Genomic DNA, 19,374 nt, shown 5'->3' on the forward strand with positions numbered 1-19,374 from the left:
TTTGCCTCTCTTGATCACTTGGAACTGTCACCCGTCTGTCACTTAGAATAGCCAAAGGGGGGTGCTGGAGGGCTCAGGATGATTCTTGCGAGAGCGAGCCAAATTTGCATTGCTGCATCGATCGCAGTGACTGCCGGCCAAGCGAAGGCCGATGTAATGGAAGTCGATGGAAACGGCGCCCGCTGGGTTGCCGGCAAACTCGCTTCCGAGCGGTCCGTGGCAATTCCTGAAGTGGTGACTATCGAGGCCGGCGCGGTCAACCTTCCCGACAGCATTGTTGCGGATCCCGTGCGGCACGCATCCCAGGTGCCTGCTCATTACGCGGGCACAATTCAGGAATTGGCGGAGCGGTTCGATTTGAGCGCGAGCCTGCTCGAAGCGCTCGTCTGGCAGGAAAGCCGCTGGCGCGAGGACGCCGTATCCCATGCCGGTGCGCGTGGTCTCGCGCAATTGATGCCGGGCACCGCGGCCTATCTGGGTGTCGATGCCGCAGACCCTGTCCAGAATCTCGAAGGCGGAGCACGTTATCTCAGGGAGCAGCTCGACCGGTTCGATGGCGATCTGGAAAAAGCGCTTGCGGCGTACAATGCTGGCCCTGGCAGAGTCATCCGTGCGGGCGGCATCCCGAACATCCGCGAAACCAAACATTACGTGGCGGCCATTATCGGCCGTCTTTCAGATCATTCGCGCCCGGATGCGCCATAGTGCGGACCGAAGCGTGGCGACATGTACGGAAATGGGGACTTGATGAATTCGATTGTTAGCTTGCCAGCCCGCGCGGCTGTTTGGTTTTTGGCCTTCGCGATGCCGACTGCCGCTTTTGCGCAAGGCGCCGATCCCGCCGGTTCGGGGCCGATCAACAATGCGTTGCTTTGGCTCCAAGGGACATTGCTTGGCACGGTGGCCACGACCGTCGCAGTTATGGCTGTAGCGGCCATCGGCTTCATGATGCTTACCGGGCGCATGAACTGGCGTTTCGGTGCGACGGTCATCGTTGGCGTCTTCATTCTGTTTGGTGCCACAACCATCGTGGCCGGCATCCAGTCGGCGGCGGGATAGCGAACCGTTATGAGCGATCTTTCCCGTCATCCGGTCCACCGCGCGCTGACCCGTCCGCAGATGTTTGCGGGCGTGACGATGAACTTCTTCATCATCAATCTGATGGTGACAACGATCGCGTTCCTCATCCTGAAGAGTTGGTGGATACTGCCCGTGCCTGCCGTCATGCATGCGATCGGCTATTTCGCTTCGATTAGAGAGCCACGGATTTTCGACCTCTGGATTACCAAGGTTTCGAAATGTCCCCGGGTGCCGAATTACAAACGTTGGGGCTGTAACAGCTACACCCCCTAATTTTTAGTGACCAATGGCCACCCGAAGGAGGGCCGTTCGAGATGAAGAAATGGATCGGACCAGCATCGTGGAGCGCCAAGGAGGCGCGTGCCGGCGATCGTCTGCCGTATGCGCGGCTGATTGACGAGAGCACCGTTTTGCTGCGCGATGGATCGGTGATGACCGCGATCCAGGTTCCCGGCCTTCTGTTCGAGACCGAGGATTCCGACGCGTTGAGCGCGCATGCAGCAACGCGAGAAGTGATGCTGCGATCAACGCTCGATGCGCGCTTCGTGCTGTATCACCACGTAATAAGGCGCCGCGTCGAAGTGGAATTGGACGCCGAATTCGACGATCCGCTTTCCCGGCATATCGATGATCGCTGGAAAGAACGGCTTGCTGGCGGATCGCTCTTCATCAACGACCAGTTCGTGACGCTCATCCGGAGACCCGCGCGGGGCAAGGCGGGCCTTCCCGAACGGGTGGGCAAGTTCTGGCAGCGCAGGAGCACAGAAGAGCCGCAGGCTGACCCGAAGGATCTACGCAGCCTGAAAGCGGCGGCGACAGGACTTGTCGCGTCCCTTTCCGCATACGGGGCAAGCGTGCTTTCCGATTATGCGAGCCATGGCGGCGGGACCAATTCCGAGATGCTCGAATTGCTATCGGCGATCTATAATGGCGAGATGCGGCCGGTGCGCCGCCCGCACGAAGAAACCGATATCGGCCACATGCTGCCCTATCGCCGCGCCAGCTTCGGCTTGGACGCCATGGAACTGCGCGGTTCGGGTGAGCCCGAGTTCTCCGCGATCCTCGGCTTGAAAGACTATCCCGAAGCAACGTCTCCCGGACTGCTCGATCCTTTGCTGCGCCTTCCTTACGAAATGATCGTGACGGAAAGTTATGCGCCGAATGAGCGCACCACGGCGCGCGAGCGGATCGATCTGGCGTTGCGTCGGTCGCGTTCAGTGGACGAGGAAGCCGCGGCAGAGCGCGCTGACATGATGGCCGCACGCGATGCGCTCGGAAACGGAGCGGTCGGCTTTGGCGATCATCATCTCACCGTGCTTGTTCGCGAAGGAACGCTCAACCAGTTGGACGACGCCACGGCGGCATGCGCAGCCGCGCTTGCCGATACGGGCGCCATCGCCGTTCGCGAAGACACCAATCTCGAGCCGTCATTCTGGGCGCAATTCCCCGGGAACGAAGAGTATATCGTGCGCCGGGCGCTGATCTCATCAGCCAATATGGCGAGCTTCGGTAGCTTCCACGGCTTTGCATTGGGGCAGGCTGGCGGCAACCATTGGGGCGATGCCGTTACATTGCTCGAGACGACCAGCGCGACGCCGTTCTTTTTCAATTTCCACCACGGTGATCTCGGCAATTTCTCGGTCATCGGCCCCTCGGGATCGGGCAAGACGGTCGTGATGAATTTCCTCGCCGCGCAGGCTCAGAAATTCAAACCGCGCACAATTCTGTTCGACAAGGATCGCGGCGGCGAGCTTTTCATCCGCGGGATTGGCGGTCGTTACGACCGTATCTGCCCGGGCGAGCCGACCGGTTTCAACCCGCTCGCGCTGCCCAATACCCCTGCCAACAAGGCTTTTCTGCGCGATTGGCTTGGGGTCCTCCTGAAAGCAGAGGGACCTGAGGAATTCGCGCTCATCAACTCGGCAGTCGATGCCGCTTATCAGAACGATGCAAGGCTGCGCCGCCTTCGTCATTTCAAGGAATTGCTGGCAGGCGCGAAGCGTCCCGAGCCTGGTGATCTCGCCGACAGGCTGGGCGCGTGGATCGGCCGCGCCGCCGGCGATAGCGGCGAACATGCATGGCTGTTCGACAACGAACACGACGCACTGGATCTGGACCAGCGCGTTCTCGGGTTCGACATGACCGCTCTGCTCGAAAACCCGCGCCTGCGTACGCCGGTAATGATGTACCTGTTCCACCGAATTGACGAGCGTCTGGATGGAAAGCCGACGATGATCCTGATCGACGAGGGTTGGAAAGCGCTCGACGATGAGGTCTTCGCGGCGCGTATTCGCGACTGGCTCAAGACCTTGCGGAAGCGCAACGCCCTGGTCGGGTTTGCGACGCAATCAGCCAAGGATGCGCTGGAAAGCCGAATTTCTACGGCATTGGTCGAACAGACGGCGACGATGATCTTCATGCCCAATAGCCGTGCGCGGCCTGAGGATTACTGCGATGGCTTCGGCCTGACCGATCACGAATTCGCGCTAATCCGCAGTCTGCCCGCGCACTCCCGTTGCTTCCTTGTGCGTCAACCCGACGCGAGCGTGGTTGTGCGGCTGGACCTTTCGGGCGCACCCGAAGTGCTGACAGTTCTTTCCGGGCGCGAAGCGTCGGTTCGCAGGCTCGATCTGCTGCGCGAAGCGGTCGGCGATGATCCATCGCAGTGGTACCCGGCGCTTACCGGCTCCGCATGGCCCGATGGCTCGGGCGAAGTCGACGAGCACGGCGTTCCCTTGCCGTTCTGGCAGGCTGCGGAATGACCACCACATGCGATCTTGCCGCGCAGGACATGGGGACCGGTGTCGCAGCGGCGCTGGCCGCTGTCGATTGCATCGCATCACAGGTCAGCGAGCAGGCATTTAGCAGATTGTTCGGCAGCGACGGCCAATTGGCGCTCGCCCTGACATTGATGCTGGTGCTGTATGTTGCGTTTTTCGGCATCAGCCTGATGCTCGGCCGATCGAACCTTTCGATCCGCGCACTTGTGCCAAAATTAATGACCCTCGGCCTGGTTCTTACGTTCGCCACCAGTTTCGCTGCGTTTTCATCGGTTTTCTACAATCTGTTCATTGGCGGACCGGATCAGATTGCAGGTATACTGACCGATACAAGCGGATCGGCGACAGCGACCTTCGCGCAGAAGCTAGATATCGTTTTCATCGCCGTGCAGGAAGCGAGCGGAAACTCGACAGATATCAGCGCTTTCTCTCCTGAAGGCATGATGTGGCTAGGCGCGATGCTGCTACTCTTGGGAACGGTCGGGCTGCTCGTGACCGCGCGCATCGGCCTCGCCTTGCTGCTCGCGGTTGGCCCGATTTTTGTCGTGCTTGCATTATTCAATGGCACACGCGGGCTGTTTACCGGTTGGCTGAAAGGCGTGACGATGCTGGCGCTGACGCCTCTCTTCGCGGTCCTTGGCGGATCGATCATGCTGGAAATGGCGGTCCCGATCCTTGCCACACTCGTCGCGATGCCCGGTCAAATCGATCAACAGGCCGCCATGGCGTTTTTCCTCGTCGGTGCCGTCCACATGGCTCTGATGCTGATGGCGCTTAAGGTTTCCAGCACCATGGTATCGAATTGGCAGGTGTTCGGGCTTGCGCCGGCAAAAGAGTATCGCGCTGAAAGCGCGCGTTCGCTTCAAGCGCCGGCCATTGCGGCTCCGATACAGCCCACAGTTGTTCAAGCGCAATCGATTGGCGCGCCAACGGGTCGTGCCCGAACGGATGTGGCGACCCAGGCTACTGTTACTGCGGCAAACGATGTCGGCGGAGCTCGTCCCGCGAATGTCCGGGAAACCAAAGTATTCGCGACCTCATCCGGCAGCGGCCAGTCGGCACCTTTGACACCTGCCGGTTCACGCACACGCGGAATCGGCAATCGCTTCCGCTCGCCTTCGCAGCGCGATGGAAACGCGCAAACCGCGAGAAAAACGGAGAATATGGAATGACCCGCGCCGACCTCTTTCGGCTTTCCTTGTTATGCGCGGCATCGCTCGCCACCGCGAGCCCGGCATTGGCGCAGGACGACCGGCTACAGACGCTCGTCTACGACGAGGCGGCTGTGGTGGAAATCAATGGCCGCGTTAAAGTCCAGACCACGATCAAGTTCGCTCCCGATGAGGCGATTGAAAACGTCGCCATCGGCGATAGCCAGGCGTGGCAGGTTCAGCCCAACAAGGCGCAGTCATTGCTGTTCGTGAAGCCGCTCGCGCCGAACGCCAAGACCAACATGACGGTGGTCACCAGCAAGCGCACATACCTTTTCGATCTTGTCGCGCGCCCACGCAACGCGCCGCTCTATGTTCTGCAGTTCCGCTACCCGAAACTTGAGCAGGCCGCCGAAGAAGCGCGTCTCGCAGCCGAGGCAGAGGCCGCGCGCGCTGCGGCTAATCCGACAGAGCTGGCGGCGGCTACCGATCCTTATGCGGTGGCAGATCCGGCAGACCTCAATTTCGCATGGGCATCCGAAGGTGATCGCGATCTGATCCCTGTGCGTGCCTACGACAATGGCGAGGCACTGTTTCTGACATGGCCGGAGGGCACCCCCATCCCTGCCATCCTCGTGACCAATCACGATGGCGAGGAGGGGCCGGTTAATTTCACGGTCCGCGGCGAGACCGTGGTACTCGACACGGTGCCGCAGCGGATCATCCTGCGCTCAGGCGGCGATGCAGCCACCTTGACGAACAACGGCCCTGTTCGCACGAGCGCGCGGCCTGCGGGGCTCGTGCCGGAACGGGTGACGGGATTATGATGACGACAGATAGAGACACCGAAATGGAGACGAAGTGATGCGTTTGGCAATGCGACTTCCGCCCAAGGCACGCAGCAGCGAAGGCGTAAGCGGCGTCGACCCGCGCGAGAACGAATCTGCAGAGATCATCGACCTCGCCAGCCGAAATGGCTTTCCGGCGATTGTCGATCGCAAGGCGAAGTCCGATGGGTTCGGGCTGGCAGCGGGCGTTGCAATCGTCGGCCTGCTGGGCGCAACCACTTTTTGGGCGATGCAATCGGCGCAAATTCCGGACCAGCAACCCGTTGTGACAGCTGACCCTGCTCCATCTCCTCAGACGGTCGCGCCCGTGCGGGTCGCACCCGTTGTCGCTCCGCAGGAAATGACGCCGCGCCCCGATCCTGCGCCCGCACCGATCCTTGCCAATGATCCGAATGCGACGCGGGTGGCTGCGACGAACCCCTATGCCAGCCCCACCATGATCTACGATGCCAGCACGGCTGCCCAAGGTGCGCAGCTGTTAGAAGCTCCAGCGGCCGTCTCCAGCACCGGTGTCCCAAGCACGGGCGACAGCGGCGCCGAGGGCGCAGCTGCGGCTTTTGCGAGCCGCATCGGCGGGGTTGGCGGCGCGCCTGCGCAAGCGCGCGCGATGACCAATCCTTCGACGACGGTCACCCAAGGCACCTTGATCCCGGCAATCCTCGAGACCGCGATCAACACCGATGTGCCCGGCTATGTCCGGGCGGTGGTCAGCCAGGACGTTCGCAGTTTCGACGGGACCAAGGTTTTGGTGCCGCGGTCTTCGCGATTGATCGGGCAATATCAGTCGGGCGTGCAAAACGGCCAGAAACGCGCTTACGTCATCTGGCAGCGGCTCATCAGGCCGGACGGCGCATCGATTGACATCGCGTCGCCTGCTGTCGCGTTCGACGGGACAACCGGGCTTGCAGGCGAAGTCGACAACCATTTCTTCCGCCGGTTTGGATCGGCTATGCTGCTTTCTGTCATTGGCGGACTTTCCGCGATCGGGACCGGCGGCGCGTCGGTCGTCCTGGGCGGAGCGGGGCAAGGTGCCGCGAGCATTGCAGCACAGCAAGACGGACAGATCGGTCCCACGATCCGTGTGCGCATGGGCGAACCGATCCGCGTATTTACCGCGCGCGATCTCGATTTCACTCCGGTCACGCAGTAACGTGACTGCCTGAGTACAAAGCTGATGACCGCTGATATCCATCCTCTCTCTTCCGCCGCGAACGGGGGCAATTCCGATTCGATCGGGAACGAGTCTGGAGGCGAACACAGCGTCTACCTTGAATCCTATCTAGAGCCGTTCCGTCGCTGGCTGGACCGCGACACAGTCACGGAGATCATGGTCAATCGACCGGGCGAGGTCTGGGTGGAAGACGCCGCCGATCCGGGTATCAAACGGATAATCACCCCGGAAATCGATGACCGCCTAATACAGCGACTTGCGGAGCAGGTCGCCCGCGTGTCCCATCAGGGCATCAACCGCGAACACCCTCTGCTGGGTGCAACACTGCCCGATGGCGCGCGTATCCAGTTCTGCGGTCCTCCCGCAAGCCGGAAACACTGGGTCATGGCGATCCGGCGTCATCGGCGGCTCGATCTTCCGCTGGATGCGTATGACAGCGGCCCGCTCACGGGAGAAGCCAAGATCGTCATGCCGGACGCGCAGGCGGAACCGATTGTCTATCTGCGTGAGGCGATCCGAAATCGTCGGACAATCCTGATTTCGGGTGGGACCAGCACGGGCAAGACAACCTTCCTGAATGCCATGCTCGGCGAAATCCCTCGGCATGAGCGGGTCGTCCTGGTCGAGGATACGCCTGAGCTGAAATCCCCGGGCGAAAACTCGGTTGGACTTGTCGCGGTAAAGGGGGAACTCGGCGAAGCGAAAGTTACGGCGAACGAGCTGCTGCAGGCAGCGCTCAGGCTGCGTCCCGACCGAATTGTCCTTGGCGAACTTCGCGGAGCGGAAAGCGTATCGTTCCTGCGGGCCATCAACACCGGACATCCGGGAAGCTTTTCGACGATCCACGCAAACTCGCTTCGCGGTGCGCTCGAACAATTGTCGCTGATGGTTATGCAGACCGGCATCGGGCTCAGTCGCTCGGATACGATTGCGTATTCAGCCAGCGTAATCGATGTGATCGTCCAGCTGGGCCGCGATGCGAACGGCAAACGCGGCATTACGCAGATTGCAGACAGCCAGTCGCTGGTCTGAAGCCGGCAACCTTCAATCCTTCTGATCGTTGAGTTTCTTGTGACAAGGCGGGCTTGGTGATTTACACCGCACGCGTGTCGGAATCTGAGCCTTTGGGGCGCAGTGCGAGATGACCCGGTGATAAGGACGCACCAACAGAGCGATGAGCAGCACGCCGATTATAGATTACCCTGCGAAACACGGTTCGGGTGCATCTGCGCCTCCCATCCAACCGGATGCGAGTGCCCAGCAGGAGAACCCATATTTCAATCGCGAACTGTCATGGCTGTCATTTAACGAGCGGGTCTTGGCCGAAGCTTGCAACGGCCAATATCCCTTGCTCGAAAGATTGCGGTTCCTTTCGATTTCCGGAAGCAATCTCGATGAATTCATGATGATCCGCGTGGCCGGGCTGGTGGGCCAGGCGCAGCGCGGAATAGACAAACCTTCCATCGACGGGCGAACACCGACCCAACAACTTTCTGCCATTCGTGAGAAGCTGGCCATGCTGTCGACGTGGCAGCAGGACATCTGGCGTCATCTTCACCAGCGCCTTGCCGAAGCGGACATCCATGTCGCCGATGAACAGCGGGTCGATCCGGCGGCACACGAATGGCTGAAATCATTCTTCCTTGAAGAAATCCTGCCGGTCATCACGCCCCAGGCGCTTGACCCGGCACACCCATTCCCCTTCGTTCAGAACGAGGGCATGGGGCTGCTTTTTACACTGACACGCGACGCCGATCAGGACCAGATCATAGAAATGATCCTGATCCCCAGCGCACTGCCCCGGTTTGTCCGTGTACCCAATGGACCGGGCGATAATGGCGAGGCGATCTACATCTCTATCGCCAGCCTCATCCAGCGCTATGCCAGTAAACTCTTCCCCGGATTCACAATCGAAGGCGACGGACTGTTCCGCGTCCTGCGCGACAGCGATATTGAAATCGAAGAAGAGGCAGAAGACCTCGTACGGACCTTCCGCAGCGCGATACAGCGCCGCAGGCGAGGGCAGGTTATCCAGCTCGAGCTGGAAGACGACTTCGATCCGAAGGCCGAGGCCATTCTGCTCGAACAATTGGGCGTCCATGAGGCGGCGGTCATCAAGACCGATGGAATGATCGGGATTGACGGCCTGGCCGAGATCGTCAACGAAGACCGGCCTGACCTCAAATTCGATGCATATTCACCGCGTTACCCCGAGCGCATCAGGGAACATGACGGTGACGCTTTCTCGGCCATCCGCGAAAAAGACATCATCATCCATCACCCCTATGAGAGTTTCGAAGTGGTGGTCGATTTCATCCGACAAGCCGCCGAGGACCCCGATGTGGTCGCGATCAAGCAGACGCTGTACCGCGCGGGATCACAGTCGGCCGTCATCAACGCTTTGATCGACGCTGCGGAGCGCGGCAAATCGGTGACCGCCGTGGTCGAGCTGAAGGCGCGTTTCGACGAAGAGCAAAACCTTACTTGGGCGACTAAGCTCGAGAGGGCAGGTGTCCAGGTGATCTACGGCTTCACCGATTGGAAAACACACGCAAAGGTCGCGATGGTCGTCCGCCGCGAGGACGACGGTTTCCGGACCTATTGTCACTTCGGAACCGGGAACTATCACCCGTTGACGGCAAAAATTTATACTGATCTCTCATTTTTTACCGCGGACCCCAAGCTTTGCCGCGATGCCGCCAAGATGATGAATTTTGTTACCGGCTACGTCGAACCCGACGCGCTTGAGCTGATATCGATCGCCCCGCTGAACCTTCGAGAGGAGCTTTATCGGCGGATCGATACAGAGATCGCCAATGCCGCGAAAGGTAAGCCTGCTGGTATCTGGATGAAGTGCAATCAGATCACCGATCAGGGAATGATCGACCGGCTCTATGCAGCGAGCGATGCGGGCGTCAGGGTAGAGCTTGTCGTACGCGGCATTTGCTGTCTGCGTCCCGGTGTTCCGGGTGTGAGCGAGAACATCCGGGTCAAATCGATCATCGGCCGGTTCCTAGAGCATAGCCGGATCTATGCCTTCGCCAACGGTCGGCCCATGCCCGGACCCAACGCTGCTGTGTTCATCTCGTCCGCAGACCTTATGGGCCGCAATCTGGACCGGCGTGTGGAAAGCCTCATTCCAATACTCAATCGCACCGTTCACGATCAGGTGCTCCAGCAGGTGTTGCTGGCAAATATGCTGGACACCGACCAAAGCTGGTGGCTCCATTCCGACGGCAGCTATTCGCGAGTGGAAACCGACGGCAAGCCTTTTAATTGCCACCGGTATTTCATGACCAACCCATCCCTTTCCGGTCGCGGAGGCGCGCTCGAAGCAGGCGCGGTGCCGAAACTGTCGCTGCGCAAAGGCCGTTCAGGATGAGCTACCAGAAGAAGCGGGCGGACCGCGACGGCACCTTCGCAGGCTACGTGCCGAAACGTGCCATTCTCGATATCGGATCGAACACCGTGCGACTGGTCATTTATGGCGGGACCATGCGCGCTCCGACCGTTTTGCTGAACGAGAAGGTCACGGCCAAGCTGGGCCGAGATATCGCCAGCGAAGGGGTGCTTGCGAATGAGGCAGTGGAACTCGCGATGCGCGGACTTCGTCGGTTCGCGCTGTTGCTCGACGACCTCGGGATCGATGACGTCGAAACCGTCGCGACCGCGGCTGTACGCGACGCCAGCAATGGCGGTGAATTCGTCGCCGAGCTGCGCAAGCTCGGCTTTGATCCGCGAGTGATCTCGGGAGAGGAAGAGGCGTGTTTGAGCGCGAGCGGGGTGGCAGGAGCCTTTCCCGGTGCGACAGGAACAGTCGCGGATTTGGGCGGGGGAAGCCTCGAACTGATCGGAATAGAACAGGGCGTGCCCGGCAGTGCGATCTCACTCCCGCTAGGAACGCTGCGCCTGCCCGACTACCGGGACGAGAAGTCTGGCGACTCCGTTATGCGCAAATCGCTCGAAAAAGTCCTCAAGAAGGGCGCGGCCGACTTTGGTGATGCCATCGGCAAAGAGCAGCCGCTTTATCTCGTGGGAGGAACCTGGCGCTGTATGGCCGTTTACGCGATGCAGGAAGAAGGGCACCCGCTCTCCGATCCCCACGGGTTCGAGCTAAACAGCAAACAAGCGCACAATCTGGCCAAGGCGCTTGCGGCGGAAACACCGGAAAGCCTGAAGGATCGCGACAGGATTTCATCGATGCGGGCGGAAAAACTGCCCGACGCGGCAATCCTCCTTCAAGCTCTCTTGTCCCGTATTGAACCGAGCGAGTTGGTTTTTTCCTCATGGGGCCTGCGTGAAGGTCTCCTTTACGACAGGCTTCCGGATCACAGCAAGAAACAGGATCCGCTTCTCGCTGGGGTCGGCGTCTTCGCGGCGCAGCGCGGCGCGCCGCCGACCTTGGCCGCGCAGATTGCCGGTTGGACCGTTGATGCGGCACCCGCTCGAAAGCATGGCAGCGAAAGGTTGCGCCTGGCCGCGACGATGCTCGCGCTGGCGTCGATGCAGATCGAGCCGAATATCCGGCATCCGCAAGCGCTGGAATGGGCGCTTCACAAACGGTGGATCGCGGTATCGAGCGAAGAACGCGCCATGCTGGCGGCAGCGATCGCTGCCAATGGCAACAATCTCGACCTTCCGGCGAACGTCGGCGAGCTGGCGAGTGAGGAAGCCCTTGAGGAGGCGATTTGCTGGGGACTGGCAGTGCGCATCGCACGGCGGCTGGGGGCGAATTCACGCCGGTCCTTGCAGGTCAGCCGCCTGATCGTGCGCGATGATGATCTCGTCCTGCGGCTCGAAGAAAGTCACGCGGCGCTTTGCGGACTTCCGACGGAGAAGGATATGAAGCTGCTGTCAGGTCGGCTGGGCCTTGATTGGACGGTCGAGATCGTGGCGGACGGTGAACTACACGCTGATACCGATGATCTGTCTGAGCTCGCAGCCCAGGCGCTTCAGTCCTGATCGCGCCGCTCTTTTCCTGAGAATGGCGAAAAGTCGGTATCAGTGTCGAACAGATCGATGCCTTCAGCTTTCTTCAGGCGATTGACTACCGCATAGGTCACTGGCGTGAGCGCTGCCTCCCAAAGGACCTTGAGCAACCAATTCGTCACCATCACCGTCACAACTGCCTCGGTCGTCCAGATCCCGTAAAAAGCGATCGGATAGAAGATGAGGCTGTCAACGCCCTGACCTACGACCGTCGATCCAATCGTCCGTGTCCACAAGGCCTTTCCCTTAGTCCAGACTTTCATCTTGGCCATCACGTACGAGTTCACAAACTCACCCGCCCAGAATGCCGTGATCGAGGCCAACACGATGCGCCACGTGCTTCCGAAAACCGATTCGTAGGTTTGCTGGCAGATGGATCCGGGTACGCTCTGCGTATTGCCTGCTATCTCCAAACTGTCGGAGGCTGAACAGGTCCACTGATCGAAGGCGGGCAAGCTCACGACGACATAACTCATGAAAGCGAGGAAGATCATCGCGGCAAAGCCAGTCCAGATGACGCGGCGCGCGCGTGCAAAGCCGTAAATTTCGGTCAGTATGTCGCCGATGACATAACCGAGCGGAAAGAACAGGATCCCTGCACCATAGATGAAGATTCCATCGGCGGCGGGCCACCAGCCCGATGGCCACCAGTCCACCTCGACATAGGTCAGCTTGGCCGCGCCGATGATGTTGGAGAGCAAAAGGATCGCGACGAAAGCCGCCATCACGAAATCATAATAGCGGAAAGCCACCGGCGCGCTGCTGGTTGCGACAATCCCGTCACTTGGATCGTCATCGAAAAATGCGGCTGGGTCAGGCTTATCCATAAGCCGCGGCCCTAGCGCGATTTGAAAGCCCGGCAAAGCGCGCTATTGGAGCATCGGCGCGCGCCCGTAGCTCATCTGGATAGAGCGCGAGACTTCTAAGCTCACGAAGACTGACACAAGATATTGAAAAATATAGAGAAAAAGTTGGAGTGTGACCATATTGTGACCAGCTCTAAGTCACTGATTCTAAAGGATAAATTTTACCCTCGTAGAAAAATTGAGAGTTTCTGAAGTAGTTGTTGACAGTAGAACGCGTGTTTGACCGGCGCTCATTTGGTGGTCATTATACGTGAATTACTCGTTAGGCAGGATCGCACCGAGGGCTCGTGATTTATTCAAAACCGCTTCCCATGGTTTGTGCTGATCAATGTCACCAAGAAGCTAAGGACGACCTGTCGGATGAAGCAACTTTACCGAAAGCAATGCGAGCACGAATTCGAAGCTCAGGAGACTGCGAAGAGTTTCAAGATGATGCCCGATGCCCATGCAACTGGTCCGGTGGATGTGACTGTGTCCGACCATGACGGCAAGCACTGGGTCTACATCGCATTTGAAGGCGAATACGACGCTGAGGAACTATTTGCTGCGACGGGCTACCAGCGCGTCGACTAAAATGAGAAAGCACGGCACGATGGACGAGCGATCTGGCTTAATGCTCGGTACCGTCGTCGTTCGGATACAGACAGGGCTACCGTTTCTCTTCAGGGCATTGTCGGCAAGAGGTTGCTTTACAGGGACTCACTCGCCGCGTAGAATCTTGCAGGAGGTCCACCGGACGCATGGCAAAAGCCACTGATATACCTACAGATTTGACATTGGACATTGGAGGAGAAATCTCGCCCGATGACTTTGTTGCGGCTGTCAGGAATTTCTTTGGTTACGTCCGCGAGATTACGCAGGATCAGGCTGGAGACGGCGCGAAAATCGAATGGTCTGTTGTCGTCAAAGAAGGCAGCAACCTTATCGGCCTGGAACCGAGCGATGCTGCACCTGCATCTCGCTTGGCGATGATCTACAACAAAGCCAGTTATGGGATTGAGGCGCTCGAAAAGGGGGATGTCAGTGGTGCTGGCCTCTCCGAGAGAGCCGTCAATCACCTCAACACACTGTCCGAAATCTCTAGTCGGACCACCAGCCAAGCAACCTATCGTGTGTGGGTCAGGAAAAATCCTAAAACTGTCGGGGCAAGTATCTCCAAGGCCATCAAACAGTCTTGGGAGAGCGACTACTACGATGTCGGAACGATAGAGGGGCGTCTTGAGGCAATTCAAGACGCGAGCGGCGCGCTCAAAATAAGGGTGCAGGATTACCTATACCCCAAGCCGATCAGCTGCGTTGTGCCGGAGAAGATGATCGAGCAGGTGTTCGCTAGCTTCCGCAAGCGTGTCGAGATTACAGGTAAGGTGCACTACCGACGCGGCGGCACGCCCATCAGTATTGAAGCGTTTGAAATCGAGATTCTGCCCGAAGACGATGAACTGCCAACCGCCTCTGATGTTCGCGGGATCTTCGCAGCATGAGCGTGGAGCGCATCTATTGGGATAGCGATTGTTTTGTCGCTTGGTTCAATGACGAAACCGAGAAGGCTGAGTGCTGCGACGGTGTGATCCAGCGTGCGGAAAGGGGTGAGGTGCTAATAGTCACCTCCACACTAACATTGGCTGAAGTGCTTTGGATGCGCGGCCAGAAAAAGCTGAGCCCTGACAAAGCCGAGAAGGTGCAGAAGTTCTTTCGGCGTTCGTATATCAGGCTCTATAACGTCACTCGGAAAGTCGCTGAAAGCGCCCAGACGCTTGTTTGGGAAAATAGCATAAAACCGAAGGACGCGATCCATGTGGCCACCGCCTTAAATCTCATTGTGTCTGCTTTGGAGACTTTCGACGAAGGGTTGCTCAAGAAGAGCGGCAAAGTGGGGGAGCCCCTACTGAAAATCCGCAAGCCCGAAGCGGCAAGGCAAAGGAGGTTTGATCTTGGCAAAAAAGACAAAGACTCAAGCTGACAAGTTCAAAGAAGCCGCCCGCGAACTCGAATGTGACGAGGACGAGGGCCGCTGGGACGAGCGGCTAAAGAAGGTCGCGAAGGGGAAGTCTGGTGCTGACTGATGCAGCCTTTTGGGGAAGCGTTGTCATTGCCATGTCTGTCATCTGGACAGGCCGAGCAATTCAGGCCTCGCTAGAGGCTAGCAAACGCGAAGAACGCATACGGCACCAAGACTTGCTAAAGGCAATTGGTAGGCTGCACGAGCAGATCCAATTTAATCAGAATAGCATTGAGCGTTTGCCTAAGCGGATCAATCGCTCCTAGCGGGCGTGTTTGCAAACGATATAATCACCAACGCAAAAGGGCCGACCCGAGGGCCGGCCCCTGGATTAACCCAGCGCGAGGCGCTGCGTATCTCCGTCTTGGAAAACAGGGAATCGCGTGTCCTCGCGCCAACCGCAAGGAAAATGCGAAATGGTTCGTCTTTCGGCATATTGCCGTTTCGTTACGTAAGCATTGAACACGTGCGCGCGCACTGGTGTTCACGATAGTGTGATGCCCTAATCGCCTGGTGGCGGCTTCGACGCTTCCTTCCTCAACCACCTTGGCCCTGCTTCGGCGGGGCCTTTTTATTGCGCAGCGCGCATTGAAGTTGTGAGTGCGTCCTTCGAATAAATACCGCGCAGCGGTCGCATAAACGCAGGATGAAAGTACTTTGCGAAAGCCTCGAGGTGACTTCTGTCTGTGTCTGGATGCCAAAGATTCCGTGTGACTGAATTTGTGACCACATTGTGCCGCACTGTGCCATTTGTTTCCGCTGCGTTCCGTTTGGCGATTGACCCGCAAATGCCAAGAAAGTACGGAATCCCGCGTGTTTCCAAGCGCGCGCCCGTAGCTCATCTGGATAGAGCGCGAGACTTCTAATCTTGAGGCAGCAGGTTCGAGTCCTGCCGGGCGCGCCACCACACCTCATCGCGGTAGAGCCACGTCTCGCGGATGCGCTTCCCGCAATGCGTCCTTGAGTCGTGCCAGGTTCAGGTCCTCTTCTTCACCCTCCGTTTCCCCGCATAGTAAAGGAGATGTCGAATGGAGAACCTTTCCAAATTCACCCTTGGCATGGCGGCGCTGATCGTACCTGCGACAGCAATTGCGCATCCCATCATCGTCGAGCGCGATCGCGGTCTGCCAATCGCTCCGAACAATGATAGCAATTCGTATTGGCTCGATTACAAGACCGACATCAGCGAGGCGAAACGCGAACTCGCGAGCGATCTGCGCCGCGCAACCGATCGCGAGGATCGCCGCGAGGCGCACGAGGAATACCGGCGCGAAATCGCCGATGCGCGCTATGACTATCGCAAGGAAATGTGGGAGCGGGGGTACCGCGTAGCCGATTTTCGCGAGGACCGCTTTCGTGTGTCGCGTCGCTAACGGGGATCAGCCCCGCGCGACTGTTTCAAGCAGTTCCGAAGTCACCGGATAGCCCGCGTCTTCGAGTATCGTGAGCATGGGCGGATCGTTGCTGTCATCGACCCGCGGGATGATTGTTTTCACCGGTATGGCCTCAGCCTGAGCGCGAGCTTCCTCGAAATTGGCGAAGAGTGCCAGACGCTCGAGATTTCGCCTGGTGGGAAAGATGAGCTTGATCTCCCCGCGCTCCGCTGCATCGAGCGCGCCCTGTGCGCTGACCCAGAACAACCGTGTGTTTTCCGAGTTGTCGATTGACACGTCGACCGCTCCGGTCCCCAGATCGGCCAGATAAAAGCGCGTGTCATACACGCGGGAAATGTTCTCGTTCTTGGGAAACCAGCGCGCGAACGGGATGATCTGCGAGAAATCGAGCGTCCAATCGAATGCGTCCAGTACAGGCGCGAGCGCTCCGCCCGATTCCAGCATCACGCGGGCTTTCTCCGCCGTGTCGGCGGAGATCTTGCCCGAGAGGCCCAGAGCAAGGCCGGTTTCCTCGAGTGTTTCACGGATAGCGGCAATCTGATGAGCCATCTCGTCCAGCGTCATTGCATCACCAAACTGGCCTGAGACGTTCGCTGCGAGGTCGAAATCGGCAGGATCGACGCGCCCGCCAGGGAACACGGCCATGCCCCCCGCAAAGGCCATATTTCGGGACCGCACCGTCATAAGCAACTCGGGCGGCCCGCCTTCAGTGGCCTTGCGGAAAATGACAATCGTGGCGGCTGGGATGCCTTCGGTACCTGAAGAATCTGACATGGCTTGCGTGATGGCTTGTCCGCGCACGCTTGCCAAGGGTGGCGGTGCTTGGGCTGGCTTTCAAGTGTGTCGGAAAAGTTTACAAAAAGCGGAGGTTTGATTTCCTGTTAACTATGTAAGCATCTGAATTTACTAGGCCCAACGCGTTTGGCACGGCAGATGCATCTGGTTGGGTAGCCCAAGTGGTCTTCGAAACGAGATCGACCTTTTCTGGTCTCTAGGTCAGATCTCCCCTATCAAAAAAGAACCGCCTTGCTTTGGTCAGCAAGGCGGTTTCTTTTGGTCCGAAAAAACTGGCCGTAAGCGTTTCAGCTTTCGGCCTTGGCGACTCCATGATCGTCTAGCATCTGTTTCAGCTCGCCCGCTTCGAACATTTCCATCATGATGTCGCTGCCACCGACAAACTCGCCCTTCACGTAAAGCTGCGGGATTGTGGGCCAATCGGAATACGCCTTGATACCTTGGCGTATTTCCATGTCCTGCAGCACGTCGACACTTTCATAGGCGACTCCGCAATGATCGAGGATCGCCACGGCGCGGCTCGAAAAACCGCACTGCGGGAACAGCGGCGTGCCCTTCATGAAGAGGACGACATCGTTGTCGCCGACGAGGGTGGAAATCCGGGTATTTGTATCAGCCATGATAGGAAGCGGCCTCTGGTTTGGGTGTCTCTCGTGAGATTACGTGGGGACCACGGTCGTCACTTGCAAGGCGTGCAGCTCTCCGCCCATCCGGCCGCCGAGTGCCGCATAAACCAGCTTGTGCTGCTGCACGCGGTTCTTGCCAGCGAATTGCGGCGCCTCGACCGTGACGGCCCAATGGTCATCGTCGCCTGCGAGGTCGGTCAATTCGACCTTTGCGCCGGGTAGCGCTGCAGCAATTGCTGTTTCGATCGCGGAACGGGACATCGGCATGATGTCAGCTGTCGCTCATCAATTGGCGCTTGGCCTCGATGGTCATTTCTTCGAGCTTGAGCCGGATATCGGCCTCGCTGACATCAGTTTCCGCTGCGGTAAGATCGCCAAGCAATTTGCGAATGACGTCTTCGTCACCTGCTTCTTCGAAATCGGCCTGCACCACGGCTTTCTTGTAAGCGTCGGTTTCTTCCTGCGTAAGGTTCATCAGGCCTGCAGCCCACTCGCCGAGCAGGCGGTTGCGGCGTGCGGCAAGTTTGAAAGCGGTTTCTTCGTCCATCGCGAATTTCGCTTCTTCAGCGCGTTCGCGATCTTTAAAATCTGTCATTGCAATCCCTCCGGAAAATGATCTCTTCTGAAATAGGTGCGGGCGCCGGGCCTCACAAGCGTTACGCGCCCTAACTTATGGCATCGTGACGACAAGCTTCCCGACCGCCTCACGGTTTTCAAGCTTCGCGATGGCATCGCCCGCGCGTTCGAGCGGGAACGTCTCTGAAATGAGCGGATCGATTTTGCTGGCTTTCATTAGCTCGAAAAGCTCTTCGACCTGCGCGACAAATTTCGCTGGTTCGCGCTGAGTAAACGCACCCCAGAACACGCCGCAGATATCGCACGATTTGAGCAATGTGAGGTTGAGCGGCATCTTGGCGATACCTGCAGGGAAGCCAACGACCAGGAAGCGGCCCTCCCACGCGATCGACCGCAGCGCGGGTTCGGAATATTGTCCACCGACAATGTCATAAACGATGTCAGCGCCTTCTGGCCCGCATGCCGCCTTGAACGCGTTGGCGAGCTCTTTCGAGGCGGCCTTGTCCATTTCTTCACGCGGATAGATGACGACTTCGTCCGCGCCTGCATTTTTCGCGACCTTACCCTTGGCTTCGCTTGAGACCGCTGCGACAACCCGCGCACCGAAGGCTTTGGCCAGCTCGACCGCGGACAGGCCGACGCCCCCTGCTGCGCCCAGTACGAGCACTGTATCGCCTTCGCTGATGCGCCCGCGATCCTTCAGTCCATGGATTGTCGTACCGTAGGTCATCAGCAGCGACGCGGCTTTCTCGAATGAAACATCAGCGGGGATAGGGAACATCCGCCCTGCTGGTACGACGATCTTCTCCGAAAGACCGCCATTACCGATGACGGCCAGCACGCGGTCACCGATCGAGTAACCTTCCACCCCTTCGCCGATCGCTTCGATCACGCCGGCAAGCTCTCCGCCGGGCGCAAACGGTCGCTGCGGCTTGAACTGGTACATGTCGCGGATGATAAGCGTGTCAGGGTAATTGATCGCGCAGGCTTTCACCGCGACCAGCACTTCGCCCTTGCCAGGGGAAGGCGTGTCGACCTCATCGAGTTTCAGCGTTTCCGGGCCGCCGGTTTCGTGGCTGCGCATCGTCTTCATGTCGAT

21 protein-coding genes and 1 tRNA gene are annotated in these 19,374 nt (G+C 58.7%); 16 read left to right on the forward strand and 6 right to left on the reverse strand.

Annotated elements, in window-relative coordinates; genetic code table 11:
- Positions 1–126 precede the first annotated feature (126 nt).
- The 10 genes from KCG45_RS09595 to KCG45_RS09640 all read left to right on the forward strand — a co-directional run bounded on the left by KCG45_RS09595 (position 127) and on the right by KCG45_RS09640 (position 11,992).
- Complete coding sequence (locus KCG45_RS09595; RefSeq protein ID WP_369410772.1) at positions 127–705, forward strand: lytic transglycosylase domain-containing protein; 579 nt, start codon at positions 127–129, stop codon at positions 703–705.
- Between the two features lie 42 nt (positions 706–747).
- Positions 748–1,059, forward strand: coding sequence for a TrbC/VirB2 family type IV secretion system protein (locus tag KCG45_RS09600; protein WP_218317027.1), 312 nt, complete (start codon positions 748–750; stop codon positions 1,057–1,059).
- 9 nt (positions 1,060–1,068) lie between these two features.
- The gene (locus tag KCG45_RS09605) at positions 1,069–1,353 is read left to right on the forward strand and encodes a VirB3 family type IV secretion system protein (RefSeq protein ID WP_218317028.1); all 285 of its coding nucleotides are present in this window, start codon (positions 1,069–1,071) and stop codon (positions 1,351–1,353) included.
- 41 nt (positions 1,354–1,394) lie between these two features.
- The gene (locus KCG45_RS09610) at positions 1,395–3,842 is read left to right on the forward strand and encodes a VirB4 family type IV secretion/conjugal transfer ATPase (protein WP_218317029.1); all 2,448 of its coding nucleotides are present in this window, start codon (positions 1,395–1,397) and stop codon (positions 3,840–3,842) included.
- Positions 3,839–5,032 carry a TrbL/VirB6 family protein gene (locus KCG45_RS09615; protein ID WP_218317030.1) on the forward strand — a complete coding sequence of 398 codons (1,194 nt, stop codon included), beginning with the start codon at positions 3,839–3,841 and terminating at the stop codon, positions 5,030–5,032. The genes KCG45_RS09610 and KCG45_RS09615 overlap by 4 nt, the downstream gene beginning before the upstream one ends.
- A complete protein-coding gene (locus tag KCG45_RS09620) occupies positions 5,029–5,838 on the forward strand; it encodes a TrbG/VirB9 family P-type conjugative transfer protein (RefSeq protein ID WP_218317031.1) in 810 nt (269 codons plus the stop codon). The genes KCG45_RS09615 and KCG45_RS09620 overlap by 4 nt, the downstream gene beginning before the upstream one ends.
- A 37-nt stretch (positions 5,839–5,875) precedes the next feature.
- Positions 5,876–7,009, forward strand: coding sequence for a TrbI/VirB10 family protein (locus KCG45_RS09625; RefSeq protein WP_255548115.1), 1,134 nt, complete (start codon positions 5,876–5,878; stop codon positions 7,007–7,009).
- Between the two features lie 24 nt (positions 7,010–7,033).
- Positions 7,034–8,062: a P-type DNA transfer ATPase VirB11 gene (virB11, locus tag KCG45_RS09630; protein WP_218317032.1), complete on the forward strand. Its 1,029-nt coding sequence runs from the start codon at positions 7,034–7,036 to the stop codon at positions 8,060–8,062.
- Positions 8,063–8,204: 142 nt separating this feature from the next.
- Complete coding sequence (locus tag KCG45_RS09635; RefSeq protein WP_218317033.1) at positions 8,205–10,412, forward strand: RNA degradosome polyphosphate kinase; 2,208 nt, start codon at positions 8,205–8,207, stop codon at positions 10,410–10,412.
- The gene (locus KCG45_RS09640; protein WP_218317034.1) at positions 10,409–11,992 is read left to right on the forward strand and encodes a Ppx/GppA family phosphatase; all 1,584 of its coding nucleotides are present in this window, start codon (positions 10,409–10,411) and stop codon (positions 11,990–11,992) included. The genes KCG45_RS09635 and KCG45_RS09640 overlap by 4 nt, the downstream gene beginning before the upstream one ends.
- Here the strand turns inward: KCG45_RS09640 and KCG45_RS09645 are convergent.
- Entirely contained in the window at positions 11,983–12,846 is an 864-nt protein-coding gene (locus KCG45_RS09645) for a queuosine precursor transporter (RefSeq protein WP_218317035.1), read from the reverse strand. The genes KCG45_RS09640 and KCG45_RS09645 overlap by 10 nt on opposite strands.
- Before the next feature lie 399 nt (positions 12,847–13,245).
- Here KCG45_RS09645 and KCG45_RS09650 point away from each other — a divergent pair, with 399 nt between their 5' ends.
- From KCG45_RS09650 to KCG45_RS09670, 6 genes are all read left to right on the forward strand, one after another.
- Positions 13,246–13,458 carry a hypothetical protein gene (locus KCG45_RS09650; RefSeq protein WP_218317036.1) on the forward strand — a complete coding sequence of 71 codons (213 nt, stop codon included), beginning with the start codon at positions 13,246–13,248 and terminating at the stop codon, positions 13,456–13,458.
- A gap of 167 nt (positions 13,459–13,625) precedes the next feature.
- A complete protein-coding gene (locus KCG45_RS09655) occupies positions 13,626–14,366 on the forward strand; it encodes a hypothetical protein (RefSeq protein ID WP_218317037.1) in 741 nt (246 codons plus the stop codon).
- Positions 14,363–14,845 carry a type II toxin-antitoxin system VapC family toxin gene (locus KCG45_RS09660; RefSeq protein WP_218317038.1) on the forward strand — a complete coding sequence of 161 codons (483 nt, stop codon included), beginning with the start codon at positions 14,363–14,365 and terminating at the stop codon, positions 14,843–14,845. The genes KCG45_RS09655 and KCG45_RS09660 overlap by 4 nt, the downstream gene beginning before the upstream one ends.
- Complete coding sequence (locus KCG45_RS15495; RefSeq protein ID WP_255548116.1) at positions 14,817–14,948, forward strand: hypothetical protein; 132 nt, start codon at positions 14,817–14,819, stop codon at positions 14,946–14,948. Before KCG45_RS09660 ends, KCG45_RS15495 begins: the two co-directional genes overlap by 29 nt.
- A gap of 763 nt (positions 14,949–15,711) precedes the next feature.
- A tRNA-Arg gene (locus tag KCG45_RS09665) sits at positions 15,712–15,788 on the forward strand.
- A 124-nt stretch (positions 15,789–15,912) separates the two neighbouring features.
- Positions 15,913–16,257, forward strand: a complete 345-nt coding sequence (locus KCG45_RS09670) for a hypothetical protein (protein WP_218317039.1) — start codon at positions 15,913–15,915, stop codon at positions 16,255–16,257.
- 6 nt (positions 16,258–16,263) lie between these two features.
- On the opposite strand, the gene KCG45_RS09675 is transcribed toward KCG45_RS09670, so the two are convergent.
- The 5 genes from KCG45_RS09675 to KCG45_RS09695 form a co-directional block, all read right to left on the reverse strand.
- The gene (locus KCG45_RS09675) at positions 16,264–17,052 is read right to left on the reverse strand and encodes an NUDIX hydrolase (RefSeq protein ID WP_218317040.1); all 789 of its coding nucleotides are present in this window, start codon (positions 17,050–17,052) and stop codon (positions 16,264–16,266) included.
- A 308-nt stretch (positions 17,053–17,360) separates the two neighbouring features.
- Positions 17,361–17,693: a Grx4 family monothiol glutaredoxin gene (grxD, locus tag KCG45_RS09680; protein ID WP_218317041.1), complete on the reverse strand. Its 333-nt coding sequence runs from the start codon at positions 17,691–17,693 to the stop codon at positions 17,361–17,363.
- A gap of 39 nt (positions 17,694–17,732) precedes the next feature.
- Complete coding sequence (locus KCG45_RS09685; RefSeq protein ID WP_218317042.1) at positions 17,733–17,966, reverse strand: BolA/IbaG family iron-sulfur metabolism protein; 234 nt, start codon at positions 17,964–17,966, stop codon at positions 17,733–17,735.
- A gap of 4 nt (positions 17,967–17,970) precedes the next feature.
- On the reverse strand, positions 17,971–18,294 hold the full coding sequence (locus KCG45_RS09690; protein ID WP_218317043.1) for a DUF1476 domain-containing protein: 324 nt from the start codon (positions 18,292–18,294) through the stop codon (positions 17,971–17,973).
- Positions 18,295–18,369: 75 nt separating this feature from the next.
- Entirely contained in the window at positions 18,370–19,368 is a 999-nt protein-coding gene (locus KCG45_RS09695; protein ID WP_218317044.1) for an NADPH:quinone oxidoreductase family protein, read from the reverse strand.
- Positions 19,369–19,374: the final 6 nt, after the last annotated feature.

Origin of the sequence: Erythrobacter ani (assembly GCF_019204025.1) — a bacterium.
Lineage (GTDB): Bacteria > Pseudomonadota > Alphaproteobacteria > Sphingomonadales > Sphingomonadaceae > Erythrobacter > Erythrobacter ani.